This window comes from Pseudomonas sp. MG-9, from assembly GCF_018729515.1.
Classification (GTDB): Bacteria; Pseudomonadota; Gammaproteobacteria; order Pseudomonadales; family Pseudomonadaceae; genus Aquipseudomonas; species Aquipseudomonas serboccidentalis.
This window is the reverse complement of record NZ_JAHHZH010000007.1, coordinates 136,418-149,328: the sequence shown is the minus strand read 5'-3', so window position 1 is coordinate 149,328 and position 12,911 is coordinate 136,418. Positions and strand designations below refer to the sequence as shown.

The window sequence follows — 12,911 nt, the reverse complement described above, 5'->3', positions numbered from 1 at the left end:
TTTGAATCAAGATCAGGAGTGGTTAATGAGCAAGACATGTCTAGTTACCGGTGGCGCAGGCTTTATTGGCTGTGCTTTGTCTCCTTTGTTGGCCGGGCAATTCAGCCGAGTTGTTGCTTTCGACAATCTCCACCCTCAGGTGCATCCAAGCGCAGAGCGTCCGGCGGCACTGGATTCGCGTGTTGAGTTTGTGAAGGGCGATGTCACCTGTCCTGAGGACTGGGATCGGGTCTTGAAAGACTTTGCTCCCGACGTTGTTATTCATTTGGCAGCAGAAACAGGTACCGGCCAATCGTTGATGGAGGCGAGCCGCCACGCTCATGTCAACGTCACCGGTACGACCCAAATGCTGGATGCGCTCGTGCGCAACAATCCGGAAGCGTTGCCTGAACGCATCGTTCTGACTTCCAGCCGTGCCGTTTATGGTGAAGGCGCATGGAAAGATGCCAACGGTGCAATCGTTTACCCGGGCCAGCGTTCCCGCGAGCAGCTAGAGCGCGCTGAGTGGGATTTCCCAAGTCTCAAGGCTTTGCCATTTAACTCTCATACCACAACACCTGATCCAACAAGTGTTTATGGTGCAACCAAGCTTGCTCAAGAGCATATCCTCAGCTCCTGGTGCCTTGCACTGGGTGTGACGCCTGTAATGTTGCGTCTGCAAAACGTTTACGGCCCGGGTCAGTCGCTGATCAACTCTTATACCGGTATTGTTTCCCTGTTCGCGCGTATGGCGAAGGAAGGGAAGAGCATTCCGGTCTATGAAGATGGCGTCATTATTCGAGACTTCGTTTTTATCGACGATGTGGCTAACGCAATTTTTGCTGCGACCATCCACTCCGACGGTACCACCAAGCCTTATGACGTAGGTTCGGGCGAAGCGACTAGCGTAGCCCAGTTGGCGGATATCATTTCTCGCTACTACAAAGCTCCTGAGCATCACATCAATGGCAAGTATCGTCATGGTGATGTGCGTCACGCTTCTTGCACCATTGAGGAGACCAAGGAAGTTCTGAACTGGTCGCCAAAGATTATGGTTGAAGAGGGTGTACACATCCTTTGCAAGTGGATTGATGATGGCGCTCAAGCCTGAAATCGTCTGATATGAATGAAGGGTGATCCACTGATCACCCTTTTTTTCTGGTTTTTCTACGCTGGCACTATTGCCAGTGCACTACCTTTCAAACTTCTGACATACATTCAATGCTACCGAACGTGCAGCCACACGCAATTCGGGAACCGCAGTAAGCTCCCAGTGATCGGCTTTTAACATAGGGCCGACATAGCTTAGCCAGTCATTAGGCTCCCCATGAGTGTTCTTCAGATAGTAATGCTCATTTACACAAACGCCCAATCCCAAGGTGTCCGAAACGACCAATCCCTTCTTCAATAGCTTTTTGATAAGCGGGCTTTTCGTTTTTTCTGGGTTGGAAGTGGGACCTGTGCAGTTCACAACCAGGTTGACTGTCAGTAATCGATTTGATGCCTTGCGTCGTTCCTTTATCACTGCAGTCACAGAACCGTTCACGACATCCATCGAGACAATGCGTCCGGCCAGTGGGATTAGTTGGCCACGATTCAGCGCATCTTCAAATATCTGGAACGTGTCCGGCGCGACCCTGTGGCGATGTACGTCCCAATAGCTTTGGAGATGGCGCAGGAATCGCCGACGTTCGGTGTCGGGAAGACGTCTCCAGAGCTCTGCTGTCACGGGGCGAATCGATGCGATGATATCTCGCCAGTCAATCTGTTCATTCAGTCCGGTTTTTATCGCATTTCGGATGATTTTCAGATAGCCAAGTATTGATGGCTTTGACTCAAGAAGGCGATTACGCGTGTGCGTGTGATCCGTATGTTGACCTCTCGCGACACGATGAGATTTGGGTAATAAGCCACGTCGCGAAAGCATGTAGACTTTGCCGGTATGCTTTGACTTCATCAAGTTGCTGATGACATCTATTGCCGTGAGTCCGCCTCCGATCAAGAGTATTGGCTCATCCTTCTGGATTTTTGAGTCAGCTCGCTGCTCCCAGGGATCCTGCTGATAGTAGTGCGTTTCGCTCACGGACCCGAGGCCCGATGGGTTGCTGGGAGGGAAATGTCCGAAAGCCAACGTGACTTGATCAGCTTTGAATATCTCTCCCGAGTCTAATTCAATGGTGGCCCCTTGACCGTTAGGCGTCAGGCTGACAACTTCGGCACTGATCTGAGTTGTTTTGACGCGAGGAGACGAACGTTCAATCGCCCGATTGAGCAAGTGTTCGAGATAGTCGCCATACACTTTCCGCGAAACAAACGAGCCTGCCGTCACTTCCATGTTGCGCTCGAGGCAATACTTCAGGAAGGAATCTGGCTCGTCTGCAAGGGCTGTCATATTGCCGGCTGGTACATTTAAAAGATGCAGTGGACTATTGGTGCCATAAGCGAGCCCGCGAGCAATCAGTCCAGACCGGTTGATGATGAGCAGTTGAGCTTCGTGTTGTACTCGATTCAAAAATTCGATAGCAGCGACGGTTCCGCTGAAGCCTGCTCCAACAACGACGTATGTGTTCATGCTTCCAGGTTTTCTTGAAGGACAGCGAGAATGCGCTGAACTGAATTTTCGAGGTCCTCTTCAAGTGTGTTGATTCTTATCTTGGGCGCAAGAGGAGTTTCATAGGCTGAATCAATTCCAGTGAAGTTCTTGATCAGTCCCTGTCTTGCTTTTCCGTACAAGCCTTTCGGGTCGCGTCGCTCACACTCGGTCAAAGGTGTATCGATATGGACTTCAATGAAGTTTTGATCGCCAATGACGCTACGGGCCAAGTCTCTATCACGCCGGAAGGGTGAAATGAATGCAGTTATTACGATAAGTCCGGCATCTAGAAATAGTTTTGAAACTTCCGAGATTCTTCGAATGTTCTCTTCACGGTCTTGATCGGAAAATCCAAGATCACTGCATAGACCTAGCCTAACGTTATCTCCGTCAAGAAGATAAGTGTGTCGTCCGGCGTTTAATAGGGCCAGCTCCAAAGCGTTGGCAATGGTTGATTTGCCTGCACCACTCAAGCCTGTCAGCCATATAACGATAGGCCTCTGCCCTTTAAGGGCTGTTCGATTTTCAGATGTTACCACTTGAGGCGGTGAGGTAAGATTTCTGATCATGATATCTCTTTTACAACGAATTGGTTACAAGCGGCGGATTTATTTGATAATCAAACAGTATGTATTACTAATGTTTTGTAGAAAGCTTACATTTATTCTGAATAGCATTTCGAATGACCTCAAGTGTAGCTGATGTCCCTCTGTGTCTCAATTTCATTTCCGTTTTTTTACGCCCTGATTCCTGTCAAAATATGACATTCTGTGCATCAAAGGTTACATTTCAGTTGTCAGAGTTGCGGAATATTGGTGCGAGCGTCTTCGGTCGTGGTGGGCTGGCAACCAATTTGAGTTCACCTAGAGTCCTGGTAGACGGTTACAATGTGAAACGCTGACCTTGGTGAAAGGAGTGGGCACTAAGCCATTATGCTAATGGATAAAATTCGATCTTTTTTGTTGGGGTTGCCGCGGCGCAAGAAACGCCTGATACAGGTTGCCACCGACGTCGTTCTTGTGTGGGGCGCGCTCTGGCTCGCGTTCATCGTTCGTCTGGGCATAGACGACATGTACAACCCCTTGAAAGTTCATTTCTGGCTCTTCGCTTGCGCACCGATCATCGCCATCCCGCTTTTTATCCGTTTTGGCATGTACCGTGCTGTCATGCGATATTTCGGCAACGATGCGCTCATCGCGATCATCAAGGCCGTAAGTCTTTCCTCTCTGTTTCTGGCTCTGGTGGTTTATTGGTATAGCAACCACGAGGCTGTAGTTCCCCGGTCTATCGTTTTCAACTATTGGTGGCTTAGTCTTGTCATCATCGGTGGTTTACGCCTGTGCATGCGTCAGTACTTCATGGGGGACTGGTTCACGGCGGCCCAACACGTACCCTTTACGTCCCGGGATGACGGTCTGACGAAGGTAGCTATCTACGGTGCCGGCGTTGCGGGTAACCAACTGGTCGCCGCGTTGCGCATGGGGCGAACCATGCGCCCTGTAGCGTTCATAGATGACGACTCCAGCATTGCCGATCGTTCAATTTCAGGTCTGCAGGTTTACAAGCCCAAGCATATTCAGCAGATGATCGACGCCACCGGGGCGCAGGAAATCCTTCTCGCGCTCCCGTCCTCGACGCGTGCTCGACGCAGGGAGATTCTGAATCTGCTGGAAGTCTTCCCCCTTCATATCCGCAGCGTTCCCAATTTCACGGATCTGGCTAGCGGTCGAGTAAAGGTTGAAGATATTCAGGAAGTGGACATTGCCGATCTGCTTGGACGAGATTCGGTGCCAGCACAGCCAGACCTGCTGGAGCGTTGTATCAAAGGCAAAACAGTAATGGTCACCGGTGCCGGTGGTTCAATCGGTTCGGAGTTGTGCCGACAGATTTTCTCACTGGAACCGAAGACGCTACTGTTGTTTGAGCACAGCGAATTCAACCTTTACAGCATTTTGACCGAGTTGGAGCAGCGTGGGTCTCGGCAGTCGGTTTCTGTGCGGTTGTTGCCGATCCTGGGCTCCATTCGTCATCAGGACAAGCTGCTCGATGTGATGAAGACCTGGAAAATTGACACCGTCTACCATGCGGCAGCTTACAAGCATGTGCCGATGGTGGAGCACAACATTGCCGAGGGTGTCCTCAATAACGTATTCGGAACCCTCAATACCGCTCAGGCGGCGCTTCAGTCCGGGGTCTCGAATTTTGTCCTGATTTCTACAGACAAGGCTGTGCGGCCGACGAATGTCATGGGCAGCACCAAACGTCTGGCCGAGTTGATCCTCCAGGCGCTGAGTCGGGAGGTTGCCCCAGTGATGTTCGGTGACAAGGCCAACGTTTCCCGGGTCAATAAAACCCGCTTCACCATGGTTCGGTTCGGTAATGTTCTAGGATCGTCGGGCTCAGTGATTCCGTTGTTTCACAGTCAGATCAAATCCGGTGGCCCGCTGACAGTCACTCATCCCCGGATCACCCGCTATTTCATGACCATTCCCGAGGCTGCGCAACTGGTCATCCAGGCAGGCTCGATGGGGCAGGGCGGGGATGTATTTGTCCTGGACATGGGCGAGCCGGTAAAAATCGTCGAATTGGCGGAGAAAATGATTCACCTGTCGGGATTGAGCATTCGTTCTGAGCGTAATCCACAAGGAGACATCTCCATTGATTTTACGGGGCTTCGTCCGGGAGAGAAGCTGTACGAAGAGTTGCTGATCGGTGATAACGTGGCTGCCACACCGCACCCGATGATCATGAGTGCCAGCGAAGATCATTTGCCGTGGGACTTGCTCAAGCTTCGTTTGACGGATTTGCTGGTTGCCGTCGAGCAGGATGATTATGCCCGCGTCCGCCAGCTCCTGCGCGAAACCGTCAGCGGTTACACACCTGACGGCGATATCGTCGACTGGATCTACCAGCAGCGCCGCCTCGAACCCTGATTGTTTCACATCCTGTAATAGACGCATTTTTGACACCAGCCAACCATGGCCTAAGTTTGGAGAGCAGCTTTGGAAAAGCTGCTTTCTCAATCGATGTCATGGAGCGTCATTTATGCGTAACGGTTTTTTCTACTCTCTGGTTTTTGCTCTGCTCACCAGTGCTTCAATTGCTGTAATTGCGGCACCTTCCGTTGTCCCTCATACGGAGAGCGCAACGATGGTGAGCGACGCTATGGCGACGTCTCCGAGTGAAAAAGTCGATCTGAACGGTGCCGATGCCGCGACTCTGCAAAAGCAATTATCCGGAGTAGGCGAGGCGAAGGCCAAAGCGATTGTTGCGTATCGTGATGCTAATGGGCCATTTGCCTCGGTGGATGAGTTGCTGGAAGTCAAGGGCATCGGCAAGGCGATCCTGGATCGCAATCGCGAGAAGCTGGAAGTGAACTAAGCTGATTATTCAACACTCAGGGGCCGGTCATTGACCGGCTTTTCTGTTTTCGGGTGCCAGAGATTAGGCGAAGGGAGCCTTGTTGCGTTTGTCGGCAAGCTGAAAATTATGGGTGTCATATTACCTTTGGATTATGCCTATAATAATTTCCGTTGCCTCCAGGTCAGTGAGCGTTGGAGGCCAATATCCCGATGTGTTTCAGGAGCGCCCTCATGAGTTCGGTTCAGTCTCAAGGTACAGCCCTCGTCACCGGCGCTTCATCCGGTATCGGTGCCGTTTACGCGCAGCGGTTGGCAGCGCGAGGTTTTGATTTGTTGTTGGTCGCCCGTGACCAGCAACGTCTGGAAAGCGCCGCAAGCCAGCTGCGCGAGGCCCATGGCGTCCAGGTTGAAGTGCTCAAAGCCGATCTGACACAAAAGGATGATCTGCTGAAACTCCAGCAGCGCCTGCGCAGTGATTCGAGCATCAGCCTGTTGCTGAACAACGCCGGAGTGGGGGCCGATGGTCTGCTGGCCAATTCCGACGCCGAGCAACTGGAGCGGCTGATCCAGTTGAATGTCACCGCCGTAACCCTTCTGGCGTCGGCGGCTGCCGCCAGTTTCACGAAGGCCGGTCGTGGCACGATCATCAACATCGCTTCCGTGGTCGCATTGTTTCCGGAGCGTTTCAATGCCGCCTACAGTGCCAGCAAGGCTTATGTACTGAGCCTTACTCAAACGCTGAATGCGGAGCTCGAAGGCACCGGCGTCAAGGTACAAGCGGTATTGCCCGGCATTACCCGCACCGAAATCTGGGAGCGCTCCGGCATCGACGCCAGCGGCATTCCGGCGGAGATGGTGATGGAGGCCGGCGAAATGGTCGACGCGGCGCTGGCCGGTCTGGATCAGGGCGAGTTGATTACCATCCCGTCACTGCCTGACGAAAACGAATGGCAGGCGTTTGTGCGTGCACGGCATGTCATGGCACCGAATCTGTCGCGCAGCGCGGCGGCCCAACGTTACAAAAATTGATCAGAGGTAACTGCGGTATGAGTCAGCGTCGAATTGTTGTCACGGGTATGGGTCTGGTTTCCCCTTTGGGGAGTGATCTCGACATTGTCTGGCAGCGTTTGCTGGCCGGACGCTCCGGTCTGCGCAATTTGCCGGACGCAGTGAGCGCCGATCTGCCAACCCGGGTCGGCGGTATCGTGCCGACCGTGGCGGAGGACGCCGAGGCCGGTTTCGATCCGGACCTTGCCACGCCACCCAAAGAGCAGAAGAAAATGGATCGCTTCATTCTGTTCGCCATGGAGGCCGCGCGGCAGGCGTTGGCGCAGGCCGGGTGGCATCCGTCCCAGGAGCGGGATCAGGAGCGCACCGCGACGATCATCGGCTCCGGTGTGGGCGGGTTCGGTGCGATAGCCGATGCGGTACGCACCACCGACAGTCGCGGCCCGCGTCGTCTGTCGCCGTTCACCATTCCATCGTTTCTGGTCAATCTGGCGGCTGGACACGTGTCGATTCAGCACGCGTTGAAAGGTCCGTTGGGCGCACCGGTGACCGCCTGCGCCGCCGGGGTTCAAGCGATCGGCGATGCGGCACGGATGATTCGTGCCGGTGAAGCGGATATCGCTGTTTGCGGCGGGGCAGAAGCTTGCATCGATCGGGTCAGTCTGGCCGGTTTTGCCGCGGCGCGAGCATTGTCCAGTGGTTACAACGATACCCCCGAGCGCGCTTCGCGACCGTTTGATAGTGGTCGCGATGGTTTCGTGATGGGCGAGGGTGCCGGCCTGCTGGTGATCGAGTCACTGGAGCATGCGCTGGCCCGGGGGGCGCAGCCCTTGGCCGAACTGGTCGGTTACGGCACCACTGCTGATGCGTATCACCTCACTGCCGGGCCGGAAGATGGCAGCGGTGCTCGTCGGGCGATGGCACTGGCGTTGGCTCAGGGTGGTATCACGCCGGACCAGGTGCAGCATCTCAATGCACATGCGACTTCCACGCCGGTCGGTGATCTCGGCGAATTGGCCGCCATCAAGACGTTGTTCGGCACGGAGAACAAGATCGCCGTGACGTCGACCAAGTCGGCCACGGGGCATTTGCTGGGGGCCGCGGGTGGGCTGGAAGCGATCTTCACCCTGTTGGCCATTCGCGATCAGATCGTGCCGCCGACGCTCAATTTCGAAAACCCGGATCCAGCGAGCGCGGGTGTAGATATTGTCCATGGCCAGGCGCGTTCAATGCCGATCGAATATGCCTTGTCCAACGGTTTCGGCTTTGGCGGGGTGAACGCCAGCGTGCTGTTCAAGCGTTGGCAGGCTTAGTCCTGTGACTGCTTGAGGTGATTGCGGGTGACGTCGAGGAGGTGTTGGGCACACTCGGCGTCGGCGACACTGCGTGACAGCAGCAGCGCGCCGACCAGCGTCGACATGATGACGATGGCCTGATCGGCGCGGTTGTCGCCTTGCAGAGTGTTTGCGATCTGAGCCAGTCGGTTGTTGAGTACCTGATCACTGGTCGGGCTTGGCTGGCCGCGCAGGCCCAGTTCTGAAGAGATGGTCAGCAGCGGGCAGCCTTCGTGCGGGGAGGTCTGATGCCATTGGGACAGGTAGGTGTCGATAAACGCGTGCAGCGGGTTTTCCTGGGCAAAGATTTCGGCGCACAGGCCGTCGACTTGATCGCCGGCCGCTTGCAGGGCTTTTTCGACCAGTTCGTCCTTGGATTTGAAGTGTGAGTAAAAGCCGCCATGGGTCAGCCCGAGTGCCTTCATCAAGGGTTGCAGGCCGGTGCCACCGATGCCGTCCTTGCGAAACCGTGCCGAGGCTTCCTTGATGATGCGCTGATGGGTCTGAGCTTTATGATCTTGCGAGTAACGCATGGGGAACTCTCCGCAACAAGACCGCCATCTTAACCAAGGTAAATGACAGGGTGACTGTACTTCTACTTCTTAAAAACGTGCTGTTGAGTCCAACATGATCCTTATGTGCGAGTAACGGCTGCGAACCGTGCATTAAAAACAAACCCCGCCTGTTCCGGCGGGGTTTTCTGTTCAGCGATCCTGCGCGTCCTTGATATCCGCTTCGGCATTGCGCTGCGCAACGCGCTTGCGTTCTTCATCGGTCAGTTCGACCTTGTTGGCGGTGTCGCGCAGCATCATCAATCCGCCAACGATCGAGCCGATTGCAACGACCAGAATCAACCAGGCATACCAGGGCATAACGGCTCTCCTTAATGGCAGTTCGACGGACGAGGATTTCGCCAGCGACGCTGCATACCACTTTGAGCGAAGTGAGTTCGCAGTGGTTCCATTCTAGGCCGGTTATACCCGGTGTACCCGAAATCCCTGTAGGAGCAGCCGCAGGCTGCGATCTTTTGATCTTTAAAAATCGAAGATCGCAGCCTCGTTTCACTCGACAGCTCCTACAAGGCTGCGGGGATTACAGACCGGTGAGCATCGCATCGGCCGGGGCGTCGGCGCGCAACTGCCCGGTGAGCAGGAAGTAGCCGAAGCCGACCGCCATGAAGCCCAGGAAAATCAGCCCGATCAGTGCGTTGAACCAGGCCATGGCGATCAGACACACCACGGCCAGCACCAGCGCAATCATCGGCACCAGCGGATAGCATGGTGCACGGAAAGTACGCTCAAGATTCGGCTCCGACTTACGCAGTTTGAACAGGCTGAGCATGCTCATGATGTACATCACGATGGCGCCGAATACGGCCATGGTGATCATCGCGGCGGTGAGAGTCATGCCGCCGAGGTTGATCAGGCCGTCGCTGTAGATCGCAGCAATGCCGATGATGCCGCCGGCGATGATCGCCCGGTGCGGCGTCTGGAAGCGCGACAGTTTCGCCAGCGAGGCCGGCAGGTAACCGGCGCGGGCCAGGGCGAAGAACTGCCGCGAGTAGCCGAGAATGATCCCGTGGAAACTCGCCACCAGGCCGAACAGGCCGATCCACACCAGCATGTGCAGCCAGCCGGAGTTGTCACCGACCACAGTCTTCATCGCCTGCGGCAGGGGATCGTTGATGTTCGCCAGGGTGCGCCAGTCGCCGACGCCGCCGGCAAAGAACATCACGCCCATGGCCAACAGCACCAGAGTCAGAATGCCGCTGATGTAGGCCTTGGGGATTGTGCGCTTGGGGTCCTTGGCCTCTTCGGCGGCCATCGCCGCGCCTTCGATGGCGAGGAAAAACCAGATTGCGAACGGAATCGCGGCGAACATCCCGGCAATCGCCGGCGCACCGAAAACGTCTGACCCGGCCCAGCCATTCAGGGCAAAACTGCTGAAGCTGAACGCCGGCGCGACCACGCCCATGAACACCAGCAATTCGATCACCGCCAGTACGCAGACAATCAGTTCGAACGTTGCAGCCAGTTTCACCCCGAGGATGTTCAGGGTCATGAACACGATGTACGCACCGACCGCGGCGTGTTTCGGATCGAGCGCCGGAAACTGCACATTCAGATAGGCGCCAATCGCCAGCGCGATTGCCGGCGGTGCAAAGACGAATTCGATCAGCGTCGCCAGCCCGGCGATCAACCCACCTTTTTCGCCGAACGCCCGCCGACTGTAGGCAAATGGCCCGCCTGCATGGGGAATCGCAGTGGTCAGTTCGGTGAAGCTGAAGATGAAGCAGGTGTACATGGTGGCAACCATGAATGAGGTCACCAGGAAACCCAGCGTGCCGGCCACGCCCCAGCCGTAACTCCAGCCGAAATACTCACCGGAAATCACCAGCCCGACGGCGATACCCCACAGGTGCAAGGTGCCCAGCGTGGGTTTGAGTTGTGTGTTCATGCGCATGCTCCCTGAACGGTTTGGAAAGCTCGGGGGAAGGCGTTTGCAGTGGACGTGCCACTACCGAGAAACAAGTCGTAATGAGTTGAATGCTGTCGTATCGGGGATGTTCGGGGTGGGATAGCTGCTTTTTGTGCGCCAGTTGGGTGCGTTGTCGCCAGTTATGGCGCTATCGCGAGCAGGCTCACTCCTACAGTTGAATGCATTCCAACTGTAGGAGCGAGCCTGCTCGCGTCGCCGCTAAATCCTGCTGTAACGCCAGCATAAACCCACTCTTTACGCTTTCTTTATGCCCCGCTGCACCCCTCGGTCTCGTTCCTTTACAGCCTCCTTTCCGACAATGCCTCCACACGCGGCAATACGCCGTAACACGGAGATCTTCCATGAGCGTTCTGGACGGGGTGTCCCTGCTGTTGGCAGCCGGGCTGTTCATTTATCTGTTGGTTGCGCTGTTGCGCGCGGATCGGAACTAGGAGCGGCTATGCACAGTTATGACTATTGGCTGATCCTCGCGTTTTTTGCGGTGGTCTTGCTGCCGGCGCCGTTCCTCGGGCGCTTCTACTACAAAGTGATGGAAGGCCAGCGCACCTGGCTGACGCCGATTCTCGGCCCGGTCGAGCGCGGCTGCTATCGCATTGCTGGGGTCGATCCGCAGGCTGAACAGAGCTGGCAGAAATACACGCTGGCCTTGCTGGCGTTCAACCTCGCCGGTTTCCTGCTGCTGTTCACGATCCTGTTGTTCCAGGATCACCTGCCGCTGAACCCGCAAAACCTGCCGGGCCAGGAATGGACCCAGGCGTTCAACACCGCGGTCAGTTTCATGACCAACACCAACTGGCAGTCCTACAGCGGTGAAGCGACCCTCAGCTACCTGAGCCAGATGGTCGGCCTCACCGTGCAGAACTTTGTCAGCGCCGCCACCGGCCTGGCCGTGCTGGTTGCGCTGTGCCGTGGCATCGGCCGTAAATCGGCCAAGACCCTGGGCAACTTCTGGGTCGACATGACTCGCGCCACCCTCTACGGCTTGCTGCCACTATGCTTGCTGCTGGCGCTGTACCTGGTGTGGCAGGGCGTGCCACAGACCTTCGCGCAATACGTGAATGCGCTGACGATGCAGGGCGTTGATCAAGTGATCCCGCTCGGCCCGGCGGCCAGCCAGATTGCGATCAAGCAACTGGGCACCAACGGCGGTGGCTTCTTCGGTGTCAACTCGGCGCATCCGTTCGAGAACCCGACGGCGTGGAGCAACCTGTTCGAGGTGTCTTCGATCATTCTGATCCCGGTGGCGCTGGTGTTCACCTTCGGCCACTACGTCAAGGATCTGCGTCAGAGCCGCGCGATTATCGCCTGCATGCTCGCGCTGTTCCTGATTGGTGGCGCGACTTCGCTGTGGGCCGAATATCAGCCTAACCCGGCGCTGAACAACGTTGCCGTCGAACAGACCGCACCGCTGGAAGGCAAGGAAGCACGCTTCGGCACCACCGCCACGGTGCTGTGGTCGGTGACCACCACGGCGGCGTCGAACGGTTCGGTCAACGGCATGCACGACAGCCTCAACCCGCTCAGCGGCATGGTCGCGCTGGTCAACATGATGGTCGGCGAAGTGATCTTCGGCGGCGTCGGGGCCGGCCTCTACGGCATGTTGCTCAACGTGCTGATCGCGGTGTTCCTCGCCGGCCTGATGATTGGCCGCACCCCGGAATACCTCGGCAAGAAACTGCAGGCGCGGGAGGTGCAATTGCTGGTGGTCACGCTGTTGGTGATGCCAGTGGGCGTGCTGGTACTTGGCGCGATCGCGGCTGTCCTGCCAGGTCCGGCGGCGACCATCAGCAACCCCGGCCCGCACGGTTTCAGCCAGTTGCTGTACGCCTACACCTCGGCCAGTGCCAACAATGGTTCGGCGTTCGGTGGCCTGAGCGCCAACACGCCGTTCCACAACCTGATGCTGGGTCTGGGCATGTTGATCGGTCGCTTCGGTTACATCCTGCCGGTGCTGGCATTGGCTGGCAGTCTGGCGATGAAGAAAACCGCACCGATCGGCCAGAACAGCTTCCCGACCCACGGCCCGCTGTTCGTGACCCTGTTGACCGTGACCATTTTGCTGGTGGGCGGCCTGACCTTCCTGCCAACCCTGGCGCTCGGCCCAATCGCCGAACACCTGAGCATGGGCTTCTAAGG

12 protein-coding genes are annotated in these 12,911 nt (G+C 56.2%); 7 read left to right on the top strand and 5 right to left on the bottom strand.

All coding sequences use genetic code 11. From position 1 onward, the window contains the following. Nucleotides 1-25: 25 nt before the first annotated feature. The gene (locus KKQ10_RS19285) at nt 26-1,090 is read left to right on the top strand and encodes an NAD-dependent epimerase/dehydratase family protein (RefSeq protein ID WP_215502006.1); all 1,065 of its coding nucleotides are present in this window, start codon (nt 26-28) and stop codon (nt 1,088-1,090) included. A gap of 81 nt (nt 1,091-1,171) precedes the next feature. On the opposite strand, the gene KKQ10_RS19280 is transcribed toward KKQ10_RS19285, so the two are convergent. Beyond that, a complete protein-coding gene (locus KKQ10_RS19280) occupies nt 1,172-2,551 on the bottom strand; it encodes an FAD/NAD(P)-binding protein (protein ID WP_215502005.1) in 1,380 nt (459 codons plus the stop codon). Beyond that, the gene (cysC, locus tag KKQ10_RS19275) at nt 2,548-3,141 is read right to left on the bottom strand and encodes an adenylyl-sulfate kinase (RefSeq protein ID WP_215502004.1); all 594 of its coding nucleotides are present in this window, start codon (nt 3,139-3,141) and stop codon (nt 2,548-2,550) included. The genes KKQ10_RS19280 and cysC overlap by 4 nt, the downstream gene beginning before the upstream one ends. Nucleotides 3,142-3,510: 369 nt before the next feature. Here cysC and KKQ10_RS19270 point away from each other — a divergent pair, with 369 nt between their 5' ends. The 4 genes from KKQ10_RS19270 (at nt 3,511) to fabF (ending at nt 8,255) form a co-directional block, all read left to right on the top strand. Continuing rightward, nucleotides 3,511-5,505, top strand: a complete 1,995-nt coding sequence (locus KKQ10_RS19270) for a polysaccharide biosynthesis protein (protein ID WP_425518788.1) — start codon at nt 3,511-3,513, stop codon at nt 5,503-5,505. A 112-nt stretch (nt 5,506-5,617) separates the two neighbouring features. Then, a complete protein-coding gene (locus KKQ10_RS19265; RefSeq protein ID WP_215502002.1) occupies nt 5,618-5,953 on the top strand; it encodes a ComEA family DNA-binding protein in 336 nt (111 codons plus the stop codon). Nucleotides 5,954-6,165: 212 nt separating this feature from the next. Then, nucleotides 6,166-6,963: an SDR family NAD(P)-dependent oxidoreductase gene (locus KKQ10_RS19260; protein WP_215502001.1), complete on the top strand. Its 798-nt coding sequence runs from the start codon at nt 6,166-6,168 to the stop codon at nt 6,961-6,963. Nucleotides 6,964-6,980: 17 nt separating this feature from the next. Beyond that, a complete protein-coding gene (fabF, locus tag KKQ10_RS19255) occupies nt 6,981-8,255 on the top strand; it encodes a beta-ketoacyl-ACP synthase II (RefSeq protein WP_215502000.1) in 1,275 nt (424 codons plus the stop codon). Here the strand turns inward: fabF and KKQ10_RS19250 are convergent. The 3 genes from KKQ10_RS19250 to eat all read right to left on the bottom strand — a co-directional run bounded on the left by KKQ10_RS19250 (nt 8,252) and on the right by eat (nt 10,733). Next, nucleotides 8,252-8,809 (bottom strand): TetR/AcrR family transcriptional regulator, encoded by a 558-nt coding sequence (locus KKQ10_RS19250; protein WP_215501999.1) that lies wholly within the window; start codon nt 8,807-8,809, stop codon nt 8,252-8,254. The genes fabF and KKQ10_RS19250 overlap by 4 nt on opposite strands. Before the next feature lie 171 nt (nt 8,810-8,980). Beyond that, nucleotides 8,981-9,148, bottom strand: coding sequence for a DUF2897 family protein (locus tag KKQ10_RS19245; protein ID WP_003226857.1), 168 nt, complete (start codon nt 9,146-9,148; stop codon nt 8,981-8,983). Nucleotides 9,149-9,368: 220 nt separating this feature from the next. Then, a complete protein-coding gene (eat, locus tag KKQ10_RS19240; RefSeq protein WP_127648792.1) occupies nt 9,369-10,733 on the bottom strand; it encodes an ethanolamine permease in 1,365 nt (454 codons plus the stop codon). 383 nt (nt 10,734-11,116) lie between these two features. On the opposite strand from eat, the gene kdpF reads away from it, so the two are divergent. Further along, a complete protein-coding gene (gene kdpF / locus KKQ10_RS19235; RefSeq protein WP_007963673.1) occupies nt 11,117-11,206 on the top strand; it encodes a K(+)-transporting ATPase subunit F in 90 nt (29 codons plus the stop codon). An 8-nt stretch (nt 11,207-11,214) separates the two neighbouring features. Then, nucleotides 11,215-12,909, top strand: a complete 1,695-nt coding sequence (kdpA, locus tag KKQ10_RS19230) for a potassium-transporting ATPase subunit KdpA (RefSeq protein WP_215501998.1) — start codon at nt 11,215-11,217, stop codon at nt 12,907-12,909. Nucleotides 12,910-12,911: the final 2 nt, after the last annotated feature.